Source organism: Janthinobacterium goodfellowi (genome assembly GCF_051380695.1).
In the GTDB taxonomy this organism is placed as follows: domain Bacteria; phylum Pseudomonadota; class Gammaproteobacteria; order Burkholderiales; family Burkholderiaceae_D; genus Janthinobacterium.
Map to the genome: position 1 here is coordinate 76,615 of NZ_JBNYXN010000004.1, position 17,744 is coordinate 94,358.

Consider the following 17,744-nt stretch of genomic DNA (forward strand, 5'->3'; position numbering starts at 1 on the left):
TTTTAGGAAAGATTTCCAGCATTGGCCATCTGAAAAAAAACGCCAGTTTGAAAAAGTACGGCCGTAGAATGATCGGCGCGGTTCCGACGACACTTGGAAAAAGCAGGGGAGAAGATGAAAAATAAAAAAGCGATGTTGGCATTGGCATTGGCATTGGCAGTGACATGCATGGCGGCGTTGCCTGCATCGGCCGAAATCCTGGCCATGGTCAATTACGAGAGCAAGGCGCCCGAATCATTGAAATCGCTGAAAAGCCCCGTCGCGCCGCCCTCGCGCAAGGAGGGCATCGCGATCATCGACGTCGATCCCGAGTCGAAGAACTTCGGCAAGATCGTGCGCGATATTCCGCTGCCGCCGGACCTGGTGGCGCACCACATTTTTTACAACCATGACATGAGCAAGGCCTACATCACGGCGCTGGGCAAGACGCAGCTGCGCGTGATGGACATGCGCCACAAGGATTTGCCGATCAAGGTGATCGATGTGCCCACTTGCCAGGTGGGCGAGGACATCGTTTTTTCGGATGACCACAAGCGCTGGTATCTGAGCTGCATGGGATCGCAAGCGATGCTGGAAGGCGACGCCGTGCACGACAAGCCGGGACGTACCGTCAAATTGCCGGCGCCGTATCCGCATGGACTGGCCGTCCACGACGGCATCGACCGTACGCTGCTGACGAGCACCATCCGCCCCACGGACCTGGGCGACGCAGGAGAAGTGATCAGCGTGGTGGAAACGAGCACGGGCAAGGTGCTCGGCACGCACAAGCTGTCGAAAAAGCCGTCGCCGTCGGGCGAGGCGCCGGTGGAAGTGCTGTTCGTCCCGGGCAGCAATCCGCCTGTCGCCTACGTCGCCAATATGTACGGCGGCACCGTGTGGACGGCCACGTGGAATCCGACAACCAAGGATTTCGACACGGCCCAGGTGCATGACTTTGCCGAGCAAAAGGCGGGCGTGCCGCTGGAGCTGTATTTCAACAAGGGTGCCACGCGGCTGTACCTGACGACGGCCAAGCCAGGGCATCTGCATATCTTCGACCTGGCGGGCGGCATCGGCAAGCCGCGGCTGGTCAAATCGATACCCGCCGCCGAAGGCGCGCACCACGTGGCGTTCACCAGGGATGGCCGCTATGCCTTCGTGCAGAATGCGCTGCTCAATCTGCCGGGCATGAGCGATGGCAGCATCACCGTCATCGACCTGAAAAAGGAAGCCGTGGTGCGCAGCGTCGATACCTTGAAAGACAAGGGGCTCAACCCGAACAGCATCGTGCTGCTGCCGAAGTGGAATGACTTCATGGGGCACTGATTCAGGCATTGCGCTAGAATGAAAGGGCGCGGCCAGGCTCGTTGCCACGGGCCGCCCCTTTGCAATGGCTGAACCATGGTATTCATCGATTTTCCCGCCTTGTCCACGCTGGCCGCCGCGTCGGCGCTGGTGATCAAAAAATGCAGCTGCTGCGCCGTCCCGCTCGATGCCTGGCAGCGCCTTCCCACCTCGCTGGAGCTGGACCGGTTTGAAGAAATCGGCACCCTGCGCGAAGACCCGTACGAAGAACCGACGTTCGCCGAATACCACCCGCAGGGCACGCGCTACGACAGCGCGGACGCGCCCATCGCGCCGCGCTTTTATCCCGCGAACCTGAGCCAGGTGGCCCGCTGCCTGGACTGCGGCCGCCATTACCTGCGCTACAACGAGGCGGGCGGCTATTTCACGGAGCTGCGCATCCGCGCGCTGCGGCCGGAATTGCTGGCCGATGCCGCCCTTTGATCGCTACAGGCTTTCCTTGACGTGCGCGATGCCGTGTTCATCGTAGATCGAGTACACGGCGGCGAGAAGGTTTTCCAGTTCCGGCGAGCGGTCCATATGCCGCATGCTGAATAAAATGGGCGAGAACGCGTGTTTGTCGTCCAGCTTGCGGTACACGACGTTCCGATGATGCATGGCCTGCACGCTTTCCGGCACGATGGAAATGCCCTGGCCGGCCGCCACCAGTCCCATGGAAATCTGCAGTTCGCGCACTTCCGTGACGGGGCCGGGCGTGACATTGCCTTCGCTGAACATGCTCAGTACCTGGTCGGCAAAGCTGGGGCGCGGCGCTTTCGGATACACGAGCAGGGTTTCATGCACCAGATCGGTCAGGCGCAAGCCGCCTTCGCCCTTGGCCAGCCGATGGCCGGGCGGCAGGGCCACCACGAGCCGCTCTTCGCGCAGCAGGATGCGGCGGATGCTGGGGTCCTCGCTTTTCAAACGTCCGAAACCCACGTCGATGCGGCCTTCCTTCAGGGCCTTCAACTGCTGCACCGTCGTCATTTCATGCAGGGTCACGTCGACCTCGGGATGGCGTTCGCAAAAGCGGTGCACGATGTCGGGCAATTCCCCATACAGCGTCGAGGCGACGAAGCCGATCGACAGGGTGCGTTCCAGCTTGCCCACGCGCTGCGTCATCGCCTGCAGGTCGCGCACCTGGTCGAGCAGGGGCCGCGCATGGGCGAGGAAAAACTCGCCCGCTTCCGTCAGCCGCAAGGGCCGCGAACCCTTTTCGATCAGCGCCACGCCCAGCGTTTCTTCCAGTTGCTGCATCTGCCTGCTCAGCGGCGGCTGCGCGATGTGCAGGCGCGCGGCGGCCCGCGTGAAGTTCCTTTCCTCTGCTACCGCAACGAAGTAGCGCAAGTGCCGTAATTCCATCTTCATACCTTTCAGGTATAGGTTTGATACCAACTTGGTGTTGGACGTGGGGGCATTCGGGGAATATCGTGTCACCACTCCACAGAATTATACGGAATAAATATGATTCAAAATATCGAGACCTACCTGGTCGATGTGCCAACCATCCGTCCGCACCGGATGTCCGTCGCCACCATGAACACGCAAACCCTGGTGCTGGTGCGGCTGCGCTGCGCCGACGGCATCACCGGCTGGGGCGAGGCGACCACCATCGGCGGCTTGAGCTACGGCGGCGAAAGCCCGGAAAGCATCAAGACGAATATCGATACCTATATCGCCCCGCTGCTGGTCGGCATGGAAGCGAGCGCAGTCGCCAAGGCGATGGCCCGTGTGCGCAAGGTCATCCAGGGCAACCGCTTCGCCAAGTGCGCGATCGAGACGGCGCTGCTCGACGCGCAGGCGCGCCGCCTGAACGTGCCGCTGTCGGAATTGCTGGGCGGCCGCGTGCGCGATGCGCTGCCCGTGGCCTGGGTGCTGGCCAGCGGCGACACCGCGCGCGATATCGCCGAAGGGGAAAAAATGCTGGAACTGCGCCGCCACCGCATCTTCAAGCTGAAGATCGGCCTGCGCGACGTGATGGACGACGTGGCCCACGTGCTGGAGATCAAGCGGGCGCTGGGCGAACGGGCCAGCGTGCGGGTCGACGTCAACCAGGCCTGGAGCGAGACGGACGCCGTGCGCGGCATCGCCGCGCTGGAAGCGGGCGGCATCGACCTGATCGAGCAGCCCGTCAAGGCGGGCAACCGCGCCGCGCTGGCGCGCCTGAAGCAGCGCTTCGACGTGGCCATCATGGCCGACGAAGCCTTGCACGGTCCCGCCGACGCGCTGGCGCTGGCCCAGGCCGATGCGGCCGACGTGTTTGCAGTGAAAATCACCCAGTCGGGCGGCTTGCTGCCCGCGCTGGAAGTGGCCACTGTGGCGCGCCTGGCCGGCGTGGGCCTGTACGGCGGCACCATGCTCGAAGGCGGCGTCGGTACGGCTGCCACGGCCCACGTCTGTTCCACCTTTGCCGAGCTGGCCTGGGGCACGGAGCTGTTCGGGCCACTGCTGCTGACGCAGGAAGTCTTGCGCGAGCCGCTCGTGTACCGCGACTTCATGCTGCAAGTGCCGACGGGCCCGGGCTTGGGCGTCGAGATCGACCTGGACAAGCTGCGTTCCATGCAACGCCAATAAGGAGAAACCATGTTATTCCATGTACGCATGAACGTGAATCTGCCATTGAGCATGCCCGCCGAGCAGGCGGCGCAGCTGAAGCAGACGGAAAAGGAACTGGCGCAGCGCCTGCAGCACGAGGGCAAATGGCGCCACCTGTGGCGCATCGCCGGCCAGTACGCCAACATCAGCGTCTTCGACGTCGACAGCGTGGACGAACTGCATAATTTGCTGACTTCGCTCCCGCTGTTTCCCTACATGCAGATCGACGTGATGCCGCTGTGCCGCCATCCTTCGTCGGTGCGCGACGACGACTCCTGAGGAGACATGCAATGACGCAGATAGGCAACGACACTGCCGGGAAAATGTGCGAGGTGGACGGTACCCGCATCCATTACCGCACCGATGGCGAGCGCGGCAAGCCCTGCCTGGTCCTGTCGAATTCCCTCGGCACGGACTTGTCCATGTGGGATGCGCAGGCGGCCGCGCTGGCCGGCGACTTTTTTGTCGTGCGCTACGACACGCGCGGCCATGGCCAGTCGGCCAGCGGCAGCGCGCCGTTCGGCATCGAGCGGCTGGGCCTGGACGTGGTGGCGCTGCTCGACCACCTTGATGTGCAGCGCGCTGCCTTCTGCGGCATTTCCATGGGCGGCTTGACGGGTCAGTGGTTGGGCATACACCAGCCGCAGCGCCTGACGCAGCTCGTGCTGGCGAATACGGCGGCGCGCATCGGCGGCGCCGCGCCGTGGCAGCTGCGGGCGGAGCAAGTGCGCCGCGACGGCATGACCGCAGTGGCCGAGAACGCCGCCGCGCGCTGGTTTACGCCGCAGTTTATCGCGCGCGAAGCGGATGCGGTGACGCGCCTGGTCGATATTTTGCGCGGCCAGGATGCCGGCGGCTATGCGGCCTGCTGCGACGTGCTGGCCCAGACGGACTTGCACGCCGGCGTCGGCACGATCAGCGTGCCCACCCTGATCATCGCCGGCGAGCACGATCCCGTGACCACCATCGACGACGGGCGCTGGCTGCAGCAGCAGATCGCGGGCGCCTGCCTGGCAAGCTTGCCCGCTTCGCATATCTCGAACGTCGAGGCGGCGGACTTGTTTACGGCGCAGTTGCGGACCTTTTTGTTGTGAGGCTTGCTGTACCGTATCGGTATGGCAGGAATTTGACTTTCCCCTGAGCACCGCCACCGGCTCGTTCGGCATGCGGCAGGGGAAGCTTTCTTGAAAAATAATAATAAGAAAAGCAGACTTGGAGTAGACGGATGGAAAACAGATTAATCATCATCGCCGCGGTCACGGTGGGCTATTTCGCCCTCATGTCGTACATTACCTATAGCGTGCGCAAGCATGCCAACAGCGCCGAAGGCATGACGGCGGGCGGGCGCAACTATCCCGCTTACCTGATCGGCGCACTGTTATTGTCGGAATTTATTGGCAGTTCCGTCAGCATCGGCACGGCCCAGAAGGGCTATGAGCTGGGCATTTCCGCTGCATGGAATCTGGTGGCGCTGTCGCTGGGCTTCTTGCTGCTGGCCATCGTGCTGGTCAAGAAATACAAGGAAAGCGGGCAGTCGACGATTTCCGGCATCCTAGCGCAAACGTACGGCGAGCCCGTACGCTATGCCGCGTCCATCCTCACCATCGTCGCGCTGGGCATCGTTGCCGTGGCCCTGTACGCGAGCGGCGGCGCCGTGCTGGCGGCCGTGTTGCACATCAACAAGACAGTGGCCATCTTGCTGGTGGGTGCCATCACCGTGATCTATGTCAGCCTGGGCGGCATGCGTTCGGTCGTGTACACCAATTTTGCCCACTCCATCGTCAAATATCTGGGCGTGATCCTGGCGCTGGCGTATGCGCTGGAAGCCTCCGGCGGCATCGGCGCGCTGCAGGCGCAGCTGCCGGCCACGATGTTCAACTGGGTCGAGATCGGCTGGGGCCAGATCATCGCCTGGATGATTGGCGGCATCGGTTCCATCTTTGCCACGCAATACGTGATCCAGGCCCTGGTCAGTACGGATAACCCGGCCGTGGCCAAGCGCGCCTGCTATTACGTGTCCTCGCTGATGATTCCGTTCGGCCTGATGGCGGCCCTGATCGGCATGTGCAGCGCGGTGCTGTATCCGGGCATGAAGTCGATCGATGCATTTCCGACATTGATCGCGCACATGCCGGCGTTTTCCGCCAGCATCATGATCGTCGGCCTGGCCGGTGCCCTGTTCGGCGGCATTTCCGCCACCACACTGGCATCGGCCACCCTGGCCATGAAGGATTTCTATGATCCCTGGTACAACAAGGCGAAGAATGACGCAAAATCGCTGATGTTCCTGCGCATCGCCATCGTCGTGGCCGGCCTGCTGCCGCTGGTGCTGGCGCTGTATGCGGAAAAACTGCTGATGATCGCCTTCCTCGGCAAGGCCCTGCGCGCCACCCTGGCCGTGCTGGTGCTGATGGCCTTCTATGCGCCGAAATTCGGCACGCCGCGCGGCGCCTTCGTCGGCGTGATCGTCTCGGTGATCGCCACCATCGGCTGGTTTCTGGCGGGCAATCCGTATGGCGTGGATAGTTCCTACCTGGCGCTGGCCGGTCCGCTGCTGACCATGGGCATCAGCCATTTGTTCAAGCCGGCGCACGCTGTGGCGAAGCCGGCATCGTCGTCGCGCCTCTAGGTCAGACCAGCCCCGTCATGTAATAGATGGCGATGACGAGGAACACGGCCACCGTTTTGATGACGGTGATGCCGAAAATGTCGCGGTAGGACTGGCGGTGCGTGAGACCCGTGACGGCCAGCAGGGTGATCACGGCGCCATTGTGCGGCAAGGTATCCATGCCGCCGCTGGCCATGGCCACCACGCGGTGCATGACTTCGAGCGGAATGTGCGCCTGTTGCGCGGCCTGGATAAAACTGTCCGACATGGCCGCCAGCGCGATGCTCATGCCGCCCGAGGCCGATCCCGTGATGCCGGCCAGGGTCGTGACGGACACGGCCGCGTTGACGAGCGGATCGGGCACGCTGCGCAAGGTATTACTGACGGCAAGAAAGCCGGGCAGGGCTGCGATGACGCCGCCAAAGCCGTATTCGGACGCCGTATTCATGGCCGCCAGCAAGGCGCCACCCACGGCCGCCTTGGTGCCTTCGGCAAAGGCGGCGCGGATGCGCCCGAAGGCCGTCACACACACGAGCAAGATACCCAGCAACAAGGCGCCTTCCACGGCCCAGATGCCGGTGACGGCGGCGATCGACGTGGTCACGGGAGCGTGCAAACCGGGCAGGGCCTCGGCGGTGAGCACGTAACTGGCGCCATACCAGTGGGGGATCAGCTTGGTCAGCGCAAAGTTGGCCACGCCCACCAGCACCAATGGCGCCACCGACAGCAGCGGATGGGGCAGGGCGCCCGCGTCGGCCGTGGCCTTTTCGGCCTCGGCCCCATACCCTTCGCCCGTTGCCATGACGGAACGGCGGCGCCATTCCAGAAAAGCCAGCCCCATGATCACCGTCAGCACGGCACCGATGGTGCCCAGCCATGGCGCGGCCCAGCCGGTCGTATTGAAAAAGGTGGTGGGGATGATGTTCTGGATTTGCGGCGTGCCCGGCAAGGTATCCATGGTGAACGAGAACGCGCCCAGGGCGATGGCGCCCGGCATCAGGCGCTTGGGAATATTGCTCTGGCGGTACAGCTCGGCCGCAAACGGATACACGGCAAACACCACCACGAACAGCGACACGCCGCCGTAAGTCAGGGCGGCGCATACGGCGACGATCACGGCATTCGCCCGCGCGCTGCCGATATAGCGAATGGCGGCCACGACGATGGACTGCGAAAAACCGGACAGCTCGATGAGTTTACCGAACACGGCGCCCAGCAAGAAGACGGGGAAATACAGCTTGATGAAGCCCACCATCTTTTCCATGAAGATGCCGCTGAAGACGGCCGGCACGGCAGACGGATCGGTCAGCAGCACGGCACCGAGCGCGGCGACGGGCGCAAACAGGATCACGCTGTAGCCGCGGTAGGCGGCCAGCATCAGGAAGGCCAGTGCGGCCAGAACTATCAGGAAAGACATCGGTCAGCCCCTTGCGCGAAAAGTGTTCAATTAATCAATTGTTCAATTAATATCATACTTCTCAGCAACACGCCAACGCGTGGGTCAAGGTACTGGCTGCTTAAGCCGGCACAGCAAGGGGGAAGCGGCTGGTCGGGGTGAGAGGATTCGAACCTCCGGCCTCTGCGTCCCGAACGCAGCGCTCTACCAGGCTGAGCCACACCCCGCTTTCCTTCATTACAGCAGATGGCGGGGCGGGTTTCAAGCGGCTGCGTCAAGGCCTATTTCTTTTCCTGTTGCGCCTTCTTGATGTCCGCTTCGCTGACTTTTTTCGCTGGCGCATTCGTTGCCGGCGAAGCAGGCGCCTTGCGCGTGGCATTGGCTTGCGCCATGACGGCGGCGCAATCCGTGTCGGGTGCCTTGTCGACGTTGATCAGCGGCAACAGGGCGGCCAGCGGCGTGACGGCGGTGGCCAGGGCCACGGCGGCGCCCGCCTTCAGGGCCAGCGGGCCTTTTTGCGGACCCACGTCCGGGTTCTTGAACGTGCCTTTCGCGTACAGCGGGGTGCGCAGGGTGATGATGCGGGCGCCCTTGGTACGGGGGCGCACGTCGAGGTCCAGGGTTTCGTTTGCCAGGTTGACGTTGCCCGTGACGTTCACCACGGCCGTGTCCGTATCGAGCACGAAGCGGCGCACGTCGGCCTGGCCATTCGTGACGGCGAAGTCGCTGGCCAGGCAGTTCAGGTGGACTTGCTTGTCGCCAAAGATTTTCACGAAGACGGCGTTGGCCAGGTTCAGGCCGGCCAGTTCCAGCATGAACTGGCTGACGGAGCCTTCGCTGACGGTGGCCGCCAGCTCGCCATTCGCGCTGGCCAGCATGGCGGAAACGGAGTTGCCGTGCCCCGTCAGGGCCGCGTCGCCATACACTTCGCCGAAGCTCGCCTGCATTGATTGCAGCTTGGGAAACAGTTCGCGAATCTTGAGGTGGCGCGCCGCCACCTTGGCTTGCGCGGCGATGGTTTTTTGACGGCCGTCGAGCGTGATGTTCGAGGTGATGTCGCCGCCGGCCATGCCGAAGTTGAGCGGCGTCAAACTCAGCACCTTGTCTTTCATGCGGATGTTGGCGACGATATCGTTGAGCGGGATATCGTGCGTGCGCACCAGTTTCTTGCCCGTGAATTTCACGTCGGCATCGAGCGCATCCCATTTCGCCGTGTTGAATTGTTCCACGGGCAAGGCTTTGCTGTCCGGCTGCACGGGCGCCTTGCCGCGCGCCTGTTTCTTGGCATTGCTGTCGGCGCCGATGGTGGGGCCCAGGTCTTCCAGGCGTAGCTGTTGCGACGTCACTTCGCCGCGCAGCAAGGGGCGGGGCTGGCGCGGCAGGTATTGCAAGGTGCCGGCCAGGTCGCTCTGGCCTACCGTGCCCTTGAAATTCTGGTAGGTCCAGTTCCAGCTGGCGCCGTCCTTCTTGCCGAGCAAGCGTCCCGTGGTGGCGTAGTCCGGCGTTTCCGGCAGGAGCACGCCCGTCAGCGGATACAGGTCGGCCATGCTGGCGCCGGCCAAGCTGAGCTGTAAATCGATGCCGGACAGCGAGCGCGGGTCCGTCAGGGTGCCGGCGATGCTGGCCTTGTTCTTGCCCAGCACGGCATGCGCCTGCACGGGATACACGGTGTTATTGTCGGTCAGGGATAGCATGGCGCCCGCCTTGCCGCCACCCGTCACGGGCGCCTTGCGGTAGCTGCCTCCGAGGGTAAATGCGATGCCGTATTTCTGCACAGGGACGCTGTCCGGCGCATCGCCCGGCGTGGCGTCGGGCGCCGTCGAGCTGACCTTGGCCTGCAGGTCCAGGGCGATGCCTTCGTCCAGGTAGCGGATGGCGCCGTCGGCGAAGGCCATGCGCTGGATTTCCACGTCCCATGCCGACGGGCCATTGTCTTTCAGGGTCCAGCTGTTGCTGCCGTCGGCGCGCCGCTGCAGGGCGATATTGGGCGCGTCGAGCGCCAGGTCCGTCAGCACCACGCGGTGCTGCAACAGGGGCAGGGGATGGATGGCGAGGTCGATGCGTCTGGCGCTGGCCAGCTGCGGGCCGGCCGTGGCCCAGTCCGGGTTGCTCATGCGCACATCGTGGGCGCTGATGACGGGGCGCGGCACGTAACGGCGCCAGCCCGGCTCCGTTTTCAGGCCCTGCTTCCATGCCACCTGCAGGTCGCCGCCGATGACGAAGCTGCGGCCTGTGCTTTCCGACACCTTCTCGTTGATGTAGGGGCGGGCGCGGTTCCAGTCGAAGGTCAGCACGAAGATGACCACGATGGCGATGAGGGCAAGCAGGGCGGCCAGGCTCCAGCCGAGGATTTTCAGGGGTGTCGAGCGTGTCATGGTAAGCCAGTCGCAATGATTTTTCATCAAGGTAGACCGATAGGCCATGACAGTCGGTGCGCTGGGTTACGTAAAATATCTGCCAAGGCCTGTCGCTTGAAATGATTCAATAATTCGACTATTATTGAATTATGGAAAATGAAAAGACAATAGCGAACGGGGCGACATCGCTGACGAGCGCTTCCGCCATCGTGGCACTGGCTGCGCTGGCGCAGGAATCGCGGCTGGCCGTGTTCCGCCTGCTGGTGCAAGCGGGGCCGCAAGGCATGGCCGCGACGAAAATCGCCGACGCGCTGGCGATCGCGCCCTCGTCCTTGTCGTTTCACCTGAAAGAACTGGCGCACGCCAATCTGGTGACGGCAAGCAAGACGGGCCGTTCCATCATCTACGCGGCCAATTATGCGGGCATGAACGGCTTGCTGGCCTTCCTGACCGAGAATTGCTGCGCCGGTGCCCCTTGCTGCGTCAGCGAACCCAATGTAAAGGACATCACGACATGACGATCACGATTTATCACAACACGGCGTGCGGCACCTCGCGCAATACCCTGGCCCTGATCCGCAACACGGGCGTGGAGCCCGTCATCATCGATTACGTCAAGCATCCGCCTTCGCGGGAAGAACTGGTCGACCTGATCACCCGCGCGGGCCTGTCCGTGCGCGCCGTCATGCGCGACAAGGGCGCCCTGTACGACGAACTGGGCCTGGCCAACCCCGAGTTGAGCGACGCGGCCCTGCTGGACGCCATGCAAGCCCATCCTATTTTGATCAACCGCCCCATCGTCGTCACGGAACTGGGCGTGCGCCTGTGCCGGCCGTCGGAAAAGGTGCTGGAGATTTTGCCGCTGCCGCAGCGAGGGGCATTTGCCAAGGAAGACGGCCAGGCCGTAGTCGGCGCCGACGGCAAGCCGGTGAAATGAGCGGAGTATAAAAAAACGGCGCCAGTGGCGCCGTTTTGTATGGCATATAAGTACAACGCGATCAGTGATTGCGGTCCACGGCAAACGAGCACAGTTGCAGCATGGATTGCTTGTAGACGCTGTCGGGCCAGCCGGCGATGGCATCGGCGGCGCGCTGGCCGGCGATTTCCGCCTGCTTGCGCGTGTAGTCGAGGGCGCCGCTGCTGGTGATGGCCGTCAGGATGGCATCGAAATGCTGTTCGTCGCCTTGCTCGATGCAGCTGCGCACCAGGTCGCGCTGTTCCGGCGTACCGTTTTCCATCAGCCAGATCAGCGGCATGGTCGGTTTGCCTTCGCGCAAGTCGTCGCCCACGTTCTTGCCGATTTCGGCGGCGTCGCCTGCATAGTCGAGCACATCGTCGATCAGCTGGAAAGCCGTGCCCAGCGAGCGGCCGTATTCGGCGGCCGCTTCGATATCGTCTTCGCTGGCGCCGGCGATCAGGGCGCCCAGTTGCGCCGACGCTTCGAACAGCTTGGCCGTCTTCGAGCGGATGACGTTCAAATAGCTCTCTTGCGTCACGTCCGGATCGTGCATGTTCAACAACTGCAGCACTTCGCCTTCGGCGATCACGTTGGTTGCATCGGAGAGGATTTGCATGACGCGCATATTGTTCAGCGAGACCATCAGCTGGAACGAGCGCGAGTGCAGGAAGTCGCCCACCAGCACGGAGGCCGCATTGCCGAACAGGGCATTGGCCGTCTGGCGTCCGCGGCGCATCGATGATTCATCGACGACGTCGTCGTGCAGCAGGGTGGCGGTGTGGATGAATTCGACCACGGCGGCCAGTTCATGGTGCGCCGTGCCGCGATAGGCGTGGGCATTGGCCACCAGCAAAATCAGCACGGGACGGATGCGTTTGCCGCCTGCGCTGATGATGTACTCAGCGATCTGGTTGATCAGAATCACATCGGAGTGCAACTTTTGGCGGATCACCGTATTGACTGCGTCCATATCGGCGGCAATCGTTTGCACGATGGTGTTTTGGTTAACGTGTTTGTTAGCGTCAGACAAGGCGAACCTGCATTAGATTGTGGGTGCCGCGATTATACGACAAGGCTTGCGCGTGCGTGACGTTTGCCTATGACTGTAGAGCAATTGATTGATCTTGTTGGCAGTGGCGCGCGTTTTCCTGTCCGCCTGGCGCATGCCTGACATGATGGTCAGGTTGTCGACATACCACGATCGTCAAGCTTTGTGAATAGTTTTTGACGCAATTTCTCAGTCCGTGTATAATCGCTGGTTCCCCCTGTTGTGTACGGCTTGCTTTGCGTGACAGTGGGACAAATTCTTTCAACATTTGATGAGGTTTCAAATCATGTACGCGGTCATAAAAACCGGTGGCAAACAATACAAAGTTGTCGCTGGCGAAAAACTTAAAGTAGAACAGATACCGGCAGACATTGGTTCCGAAATCACCATCGATCAAGTGCTCGCAGTAGGCGCGGGCGACAGCATCAAGTTTGGTGCTCCATTGGTCGAAGGTGCAACGGTACTGGTTACGGTTGTGGCGCATGGTCGCCATGATAAGGTCAAAATTTTCAAGATGCGTCGTCGTAAGCACTACCAAAAGCATCAAGGCCATCGCCAGAATTTTACCGAAATCCAAATCGTTTCGATCAACGGCTAATCGCCGCTGTTTGAATTAATCAGCTATCAAGGAGTCTTAAATGGCACATAAAAAAGGCGGCGGCACAACGCGAAACGGCCGTGATTCAGAATCAAAACGTCTGGGCGTTAAAGTCTACGGCGGCCAAGCTATCAATGCTGGCGGCATAATCATTCGTCAACGCGGCACCCCAGTGCGCGCCGGCGAAGGCGTAGGCATGGGCAAGGACCACACGTTGTTCGCGCTGATCGCGGGCAAAGTGAAGTTCGTTGTCAAAGGTGCCGGCTCGAAGCAATTCGTGACCGTTGTACCAAACGAAGCAGTACCAGCGTAATTCATCGCGGAGCGCCAGTTCGCTCCGCAATGATCGCATGATGTAAGGCGCAAGCCTTCAATCGAAAGGCTCTGCCCAAGGTAGAGCCTTTTTAGTTTTATGGCGGCAAAATTATGAAGTTTATCGACGAAGCAAAAATCGAAGTCATCGCGGGCGATGGCGGCAACGGCTGCGCCTCTTTCTGCCGTGAAAAATTCCGGCCTTTCGGCGGTCCCGATGGCGGCGATGGCGGCAAGGGCGGCACCATTTGGGCAGTCGCCGACCGCAATATCAACACGCTCGTCGATTTCCGTTTCTCCAAAATGCACAAGGCTCGCAATGGCGAGCCTGGCCGTGGCGCAGATTGCTATGGCAAGGGCGCCGATGACATCCACCTGCGCATGCCGGTCGGCACCTTGATCATCGACAACGCGAGCGGCGAAATCCTGGCCGATCTGACCGAACACGGCCAGACCGAAATGCTGGCCAAGGGCGGCGAAGGCGGCTGGGGCAATATCCACTTCAAGTCCTCGACCAACCGCGCACCGCGCCAAAAAGGCGAGGGCAAGGAAGGCGAACGCCGCGAATTGCGCCTGGAACTGAAAGTACTGGCCGACGTGGGCCTGCTGGGCATGCCGAACGCCGGCAAATCGACCTTCATTTCGGCCGTCTCGAACGCGCGTCCGAAAATTGCCGATTACCCATTTACCACCCTGCACCCGAACCTGGGCGTGGTGCGCGTGTCGCACGAGAAGAGCTTTGTGATCGCCGATATTCCCGGTTTGATCGAAGGCGCTTCCGAAGGCGCGGGCCTGGGCCATCAATTCCTGCGCCACTTGCAGCGTACGGGTCTGCTGTTGCACATCGTCGATCTGGCGCCGTTTGAAACCAACGTCGATCCTGTCAAGGAAGCCAAGGCGCTGGTCAAGGAACTGAAAAAGTACGACGAGACGCTGGTCGACAAGCCGCGCTGGCTGGTGTTGAACAAGCTCGACATGGTGCCGGAAGAAGAGCGCAAGAAGATCGTCAAGGACTTCCTCAAGCGTTTCGCCTGGAAAGGTCCGGTTTTCGAGATCTCCGCGCTGAACCACCAAGGTTGCCCGGAGCTGGTCAATGCGATCTACCAGCATCTGGAAGAGAAGAAACACAGCGAAAGCCGTGCCGAAGAAACGCAGATGACCGAAGAAGCACGCGGTATCTCGTCGATCGACCCGGATGATCCGCGTTTCAAGATCCTCGACTAAGCGCCTTACCCTGATGTCGGTACAGACGGTCGCTGCCGCACCCGCGCGCAAGCAGGGGTGGCAGCGCCGTGTATTGCATCTGATCGCGTATGCTTACGGGCTGAGCGCGGTCGCCTGTCTGCTGTTCGCCGATGACATGGCGGCCGGCATGGGCATCTTCCTCAACGGCGTCGATGGCTACAGCCAGTTCTACGCTTCCCATGTCGGTGTCTGGGGCGCTACCGCGCTCCTGGCGCTGTTCGCGGCACGGCAGGGCGAACCGCCTGTCCTCGGCGATATCACTGCAATGTTGGTCCTGGCGCAGCCCGCCGGCCGTCTGTTCGCGGCCATCAGCTTCGGCTTGCCCCAGGGTTTTGTGTTGTTCATGTGCGCAATGGAGCTGACGGCGGGGCTGGCCTTGCTGCTGCTGCGTCCTGCGCGCTGACGTCTATTAAGTGAAGAGCGCCGCCCCATGGATTCCGTGATTCAAAAAGCTACCCGCATCATCATCAAAGTCGGCTCCTCGCTGGTCACCAACGATGGCCGCGGACTCGACCATGCCGCCATCGCCCGCTGGGCCGCGCAGATTTCCGGCTTGCGTGCCCTTGGCAAGGAAGTCGTGCTGGTCAGTTCCGGCGCCATCGCCGAAGGCATGCTGCGCCTCGGTTTCGAGCAGCGCCCCACCGATATCCACGAATTGCAGGCGTGCGCCGCCGTTGGTCAGATGGGCCTGGCGCAAATCTATGAAAGCAGCTTCCGCGCCCACCAGCTGGGCACGGCACAGGTGCTGTTGACGCACGCCGACCTGGCCGACCGCGAACGCTACCTGAACGCCCGCTCCACCCTGACGACCCTGCTGCGCCTGGGCGTCGTGCCCATCATCAATGAAAACGACACGGTCGTCACCGATGAAATCAAGTTCGGCGACAACGACACCCTGGGCGCCCTGGTCGCCAACCTGATCGAGGCCGATGCGCTGGTGATCCTGACGGACCAGCACGGCCTGTTCTCGGCCGACCCGCGCAAGGACCCGAACGCTTATCTGATCACGCAAGGCATCGCCGGCGATCCCGCCCTGGAGGCGATGGCGGGCGGCGCCGGTTCCAGCCTGGGCCGTGGCGGCATGCTGACGAAAATCCTCGCCGCCAAGCGCGCCGCCAAGTCCGGCGCCCACACCATCATCGCCTGGGGCCGCGACAGCGACGTGCTCAGCCGCCTGGCACAGGGCGAAGCGATCGGCACGCAGTTGCTGGCGCAAACGGGGCAGTTGACGGCGCGTAAGCAGTGGATGGCCGATCATCTGCACACGGCCGGCGCCGTCGTGCTGGACGCGGGCGCCGTGCAAAAGCTGCGCCAGGAAGGCAAGTCACTGCTGCCGATCGGCGTGACGGGCGTGAACGGCGAATTTGGCCGCGGCGCCGTCATCACCTGCGTCGACGTGGATGGCACCCCGGTGGCGCGTGGCCTGTCGAACTACACGAGCGGCGAAGCGCGCCGCATCATGCGCAAGCCGTCCACCGAGATCGAATCGATTCTCGGCTACATGGAAGGCCACGAGCTGATCCATCGCGATAATATGGTCTTGCTGTAGGTCGGATTAGCGCGTCGCGCGTAATCCGACACCACCACTCCATCGGCCCATTCGGGCCGTTTTTTTTGCCTACACCACGGCCGGCATCGGCGATTTTTCCTTGTAATCGCACAGGTCGGCAATCATGCAGTTCCAGCATTGCGGCTTGCGGGCCGTGCATGTGTAGCGGCCGTGCAGGATCAGCCAGTGGTGGGCGTCGTGCAGGAATTCCTTGGGCACGAACTTCAGCAGTTTTTGCTCGACGATATCGACATTCTTGCCTGGCGCGATGCCGGTGCGGTTCGACACGCGGAAGATGTGCGTGTCGACCGCCATGGTCGGTTCGCCAAACGCCGTATTCATGACTACATTCGCCGTCTTGCGGCCCACGCCGGGCAAGGCTTCCAGCGAGGCGCGGTCGCGCGGCACTTCGCCGCCGTGCTGCTCCAGCAGGATCTGGCAGGTGGCGATGACGTTCTTCGCCTTGGTGCGGAACAGGCCGATGGTGCGGATATAGCTGGCCAGCTCGTCCACGCCCAGCGCCAGTATCTTGGCCGGGGTATTGGCGACCGGATACAGCAAGCGGGTCGCCTTGTTGACGGACACGTCGGTCGCCTGCGCCGACAGCAGCACGGCGATCAGCAGCTCGAACGGCGTCGTATATTCGAGTTCCGTTTTCGGGGAAGGGTTGGCGGCGCGGAAGCGCGTAAAGATTTCCAGGCGTTTGGCGGCGTTCATGCGTCTTTTTTCGGGGTGGTGGGGGCTGGCGGTTCGGTTTGGGCGGCGGCCTTGGCGCGCGCGCGCTCCATGGCGGCGGCGATGATGGCGCGCTTGCGCTCCTTCTCTGCCAGTTCATCTGGCGTGACGGGCACTTCCTGCGTCACTTCCTGCATCTTGGCAACGGCCTTGGCGGCCAGGCGCGCATCGTTGGCCTCGGCTTCGCGGCGCAGCCGCTGCGTGCGGAAATCGTGGCGCGCGCGCGCGTCGTCGGCATCCATCTGGCTCCAGGCATCCCAGCCCGTGGCGTCGCCGCTGACCGGGTACATGACGATGCAGTCGACGGGGCACGGTGCCACGCACAGGTCGCAGCCCGTGCACAGGCTGGTGACCACCGTATGCATCTGCTTGGCGGCGCCGACGATGGCGTCCACGGGACAGGCCTGGATGCACAGGGTACAGCCGATACACAGCGATTCGTCGACGTAGGCGACAGATCGAGGACGTTCGAGGCCGTTGACGGGGTTGAGCGGAATGACTTTTTTGCCCAGCAAGCCGGCCAGGCGCACAATGCCCTGCGCGCCGCCCGGCGGGCACTGGTTGATGTCGGCGCTGCCGGCGGCTATCGCTTCCGCATACGGGCGGCAGCCGTTGTAGCCGCATTTGGTGCATTGCGTTTGCGGCAGCAAGTCTTCGATCTGGTCGGCAAGTGAGGGAGGGGCAGGGTGCGGCACGGTCATCTTCCACGGTAAAACGCCATTATCGGCCATCCGGCGCGCGCACAAGTAAAAACCTGTCTCGCGAGAGGGGATAGCGGATGCCGTGGCAGGCTGTTGCAGGCGCGCCGCAATCGTATTTTATTTCTTCTGGGAATTTCAAAGTGCAAATAAACAACTTTGCAATTTCTTTTTTTTGTGGGAGCATGATTTTTATCAAGCTAGTGATAAAAAAGCCGACCGCCAGTCCTGTTGCCGCGCCTGCAATGCGCGCCAGGCCATAGGAGCAAAACATGCGTTTCCTCCGGACAGTTGGTTTGCCCTTCTGTTTCTTCATGTACTC

21 protein-coding genes and 1 tRNA gene are annotated in these 17,744 nt (G+C 62.1%); 13 read left to right on the forward strand and 9 right to left on the reverse strand.

Annotated features, from left to right (window positions below; translation table 11 throughout):
* Positions 1-2 precede the first annotated feature (2 nt).
* Complete coding sequence (locus ACQ4WQ_RS16350; RefSeq protein WP_436498433.1) at positions 3-170, reverse strand: hypothetical protein; 168 nt, start codon at positions 168-170, stop codon at positions 3-5.
* Here ACQ4WQ_RS16350 and ACQ4WQ_RS16355 point away from each other — a divergent pair.
* Positions 169-1,305 (forward strand): YncE family protein, encoded by a 1,137-nt coding sequence (locus ACQ4WQ_RS16355; protein ID WP_436498435.1) that lies wholly within the window; start codon positions 169-171, stop codon positions 1,303-1,305. The two genes, ACQ4WQ_RS16350 and ACQ4WQ_RS16355, sit on opposite strands and share 2 nt — an antisense overlap.
* A gap of 75 nt (positions 1,306-1,380) precedes the next feature.
* Positions 1,381-1,767 carry a hypothetical protein gene (locus tag ACQ4WQ_RS16360; protein WP_436498437.1) on the forward strand — a complete coding sequence of 129 codons (387 nt, stop codon included), beginning with the start codon at positions 1,381-1,383 and terminating at the stop codon, positions 1,765-1,767.
* Positions 1,768-1,770: 3 nt separating this feature from the next.
* Here ACQ4WQ_RS16360 and ACQ4WQ_RS16365 read toward each other — a convergent pair whose 3' ends face one another.
* Positions 1,771-2,685, reverse strand: coding sequence for a LysR family transcriptional regulator (locus tag ACQ4WQ_RS16365; protein WP_436498439.1), 915 nt, complete (start codon positions 2,683-2,685; stop codon positions 1,771-1,773).
* 102 nt (positions 2,686-2,787) lie between these two features.
* Between ACQ4WQ_RS16365 and ACQ4WQ_RS16370 the strand changes: the two genes are divergently transcribed.
* The 4 genes from ACQ4WQ_RS16370 to ACQ4WQ_RS16385 all read left to right on the forward strand — a co-directional run bounded on the left by ACQ4WQ_RS16370 (position 2,788) and on the right by ACQ4WQ_RS16385 (position 6,547).
* Positions 2,788-3,897, forward strand: coding sequence for a muconate/chloromuconate family cycloisomerase (locus ACQ4WQ_RS16370; RefSeq protein ID WP_436498441.1), 1,110 nt, complete (start codon positions 2,788-2,790; stop codon positions 3,895-3,897).
* Between the two features lie 9 nt (positions 3,898-3,906).
* Positions 3,907-4,197, forward strand: coding sequence for a muconolactone Delta-isomerase (catC, locus tag ACQ4WQ_RS16375; protein ID WP_353658726.1), 291 nt, complete (start codon positions 3,907-3,909; stop codon positions 4,195-4,197).
* Between the two features lie 11 nt (positions 4,198-4,208).
* Complete coding sequence (pcaD, locus tag ACQ4WQ_RS16380; RefSeq protein WP_436498443.1) at positions 4,209-5,012, forward strand: 3-oxoadipate enol-lactonase; 804 nt, start codon at positions 4,209-4,211, stop codon at positions 5,010-5,012.
* Positions 5,013-5,143: 131 nt separating this feature from the next.
* Complete coding sequence (locus ACQ4WQ_RS16385; RefSeq protein ID WP_436498445.1) at positions 5,144-6,547, forward strand: sodium:solute symporter family protein; 1,404 nt, start codon at positions 5,144-5,146, stop codon at positions 6,545-6,547.
* Between the two features lies 1 nt (position 6,548).
* Here the strand turns inward: ACQ4WQ_RS16385 and ACQ4WQ_RS16390 are convergent, their stop codons facing one another.
* The 3 genes from ACQ4WQ_RS16390 to ACQ4WQ_RS16400 form a co-directional block, all read right to left on the reverse strand.
* Positions 6,549-7,943, reverse strand: a complete 1,395-nt coding sequence (locus ACQ4WQ_RS16390; RefSeq protein ID WP_436498447.1) for a GntP family permease — start codon at positions 7,941-7,943, stop codon at positions 6,549-6,551.
* 129 nt (positions 7,944-8,072) lie between these two features.
* A tRNA-Pro gene (locus tag ACQ4WQ_RS16395) sits at positions 8,073-8,149 on the reverse strand.
* 54 nt (positions 8,150-8,203) lie between these two features.
* Positions 8,204-10,297 carry an AsmA family protein gene (locus ACQ4WQ_RS16400; protein ID WP_436498449.1) on the reverse strand — a complete coding sequence of 698 codons (2,094 nt, stop codon included), beginning with the start codon at positions 10,295-10,297 and terminating at the stop codon, positions 8,204-8,206.
* Positions 10,298-10,428: 131 nt separating this feature from the next.
* Here ACQ4WQ_RS16400 and ACQ4WQ_RS16405 point away from each other — a divergent pair, with 131 nt between their 5' ends.
* Both ACQ4WQ_RS16405 and arsC read left to right on the forward strand, forming a co-directional pair.
* Positions 10,429-10,797 carry an ArsR/SmtB family transcription factor gene (locus tag ACQ4WQ_RS16405; RefSeq protein ID WP_326456546.1) on the forward strand — a complete coding sequence of 123 codons (369 nt, stop codon included), beginning with the start codon at positions 10,429-10,431 and terminating at the stop codon, positions 10,795-10,797.
* A complete protein-coding gene (gene arsC / locus ACQ4WQ_RS16410; protein ID WP_436498451.1) occupies positions 10,794-11,216 on the forward strand; it encodes an arsenate reductase (glutaredoxin) in 423 nt (140 codons plus the stop codon). The genes ACQ4WQ_RS16405 and arsC overlap by 4 nt, the downstream gene beginning before the upstream one ends.
* 61 nt (positions 11,217-11,277) lie before the next feature.
* On the opposite strand, the gene ispB is transcribed toward arsC, so the two are convergent.
* Complete coding sequence (gene ispB / locus ACQ4WQ_RS16415; RefSeq protein ID WP_326456544.1) at positions 11,278-12,267, reverse strand: octaprenyl diphosphate synthase; 990 nt, start codon at positions 12,265-12,267, stop codon at positions 11,278-11,280.
* A 304-nt stretch (positions 12,268-12,571) separates the two neighbouring features.
* Between ispB and rplU the strand changes: the two genes are divergently transcribed.
* The 5 genes from rplU (at position 12,572) to proB (ending at position 15,989) form a co-directional block, all read left to right on the forward strand.
* Entirely contained in the window at positions 12,572-12,883 is a 312-nt protein-coding gene (gene rplU, locus ACQ4WQ_RS16420) for a 50S ribosomal protein L21 (protein ID WP_034754730.1), read from the forward strand.
* Between the two features lie 40 nt (positions 12,884-12,923).
* The gene (gene rpmA, locus ACQ4WQ_RS16425; RefSeq protein WP_070219281.1) at positions 12,924-13,196 is read left to right on the forward strand and encodes a 50S ribosomal protein L27; all 273 of its coding nucleotides are present in this window, start codon (positions 12,924-12,926) and stop codon (positions 13,194-13,196) included.
* Between the two features lie 113 nt (positions 13,197-13,309).
* Positions 13,310-14,419: a GTPase ObgE gene (gene obgE / locus ACQ4WQ_RS16430; protein WP_436498453.1), complete on the forward strand. Its 1,110-nt coding sequence runs from the start codon at positions 13,310-13,312 to the stop codon at positions 14,417-14,419.
* A gap of 13 nt (positions 14,420-14,432) precedes the next feature.
* A complete protein-coding gene (locus ACQ4WQ_RS16435) occupies positions 14,433-14,843 on the forward strand; it encodes a hypothetical protein (protein WP_436498455.1) in 411 nt (136 codons plus the stop codon).
* A 27-nt stretch (positions 14,844-14,870) separates the two neighbouring features.
* Positions 14,871-15,989: a glutamate 5-kinase gene (proB, locus tag ACQ4WQ_RS16440; protein ID WP_436498457.1), complete on the forward strand. Its 1,119-nt coding sequence runs from the start codon at positions 14,871-14,873 to the stop codon at positions 15,987-15,989.
* A gap of 69 nt (positions 15,990-16,058) precedes the next feature.
* Here the strand turns inward: proB and nth are convergent, their stop codons facing one another.
* Genes nth through ACQ4WQ_RS16455 form a run of 3 tightly spaced genes read right to left on the reverse strand, consistent with a single transcriptional unit; the run spans position 16,059 to position 17,738 of the window.
* A complete protein-coding gene (gene nth, locus ACQ4WQ_RS16445; RefSeq protein ID WP_326456541.1) occupies positions 16,059-16,706 on the reverse strand; it encodes an endonuclease III in 648 nt (215 codons plus the stop codon).
* The gene (rsxB, locus tag ACQ4WQ_RS16450; protein WP_326456540.1) at positions 16,703-17,425 is read right to left on the reverse strand and encodes an electron transport complex subunit RsxB; all 723 of its coding nucleotides are present in this window, start codon (positions 17,423-17,425) and stop codon (positions 16,703-16,705) included. Before rsxB ends, nth begins: the two co-directional genes overlap by 4 nt.
* 19 nt (positions 17,426-17,444) lie before the next feature.
* Positions 17,445-17,738: a hypothetical protein gene (locus ACQ4WQ_RS16455; RefSeq protein ID WP_436498459.1), complete on the reverse strand. Its 294-nt coding sequence runs from the start codon at positions 17,736-17,738 to the stop codon at positions 17,445-17,447.
* Between the last annotated feature and the right edge of the window lie 6 nt (positions 17,739-17,744).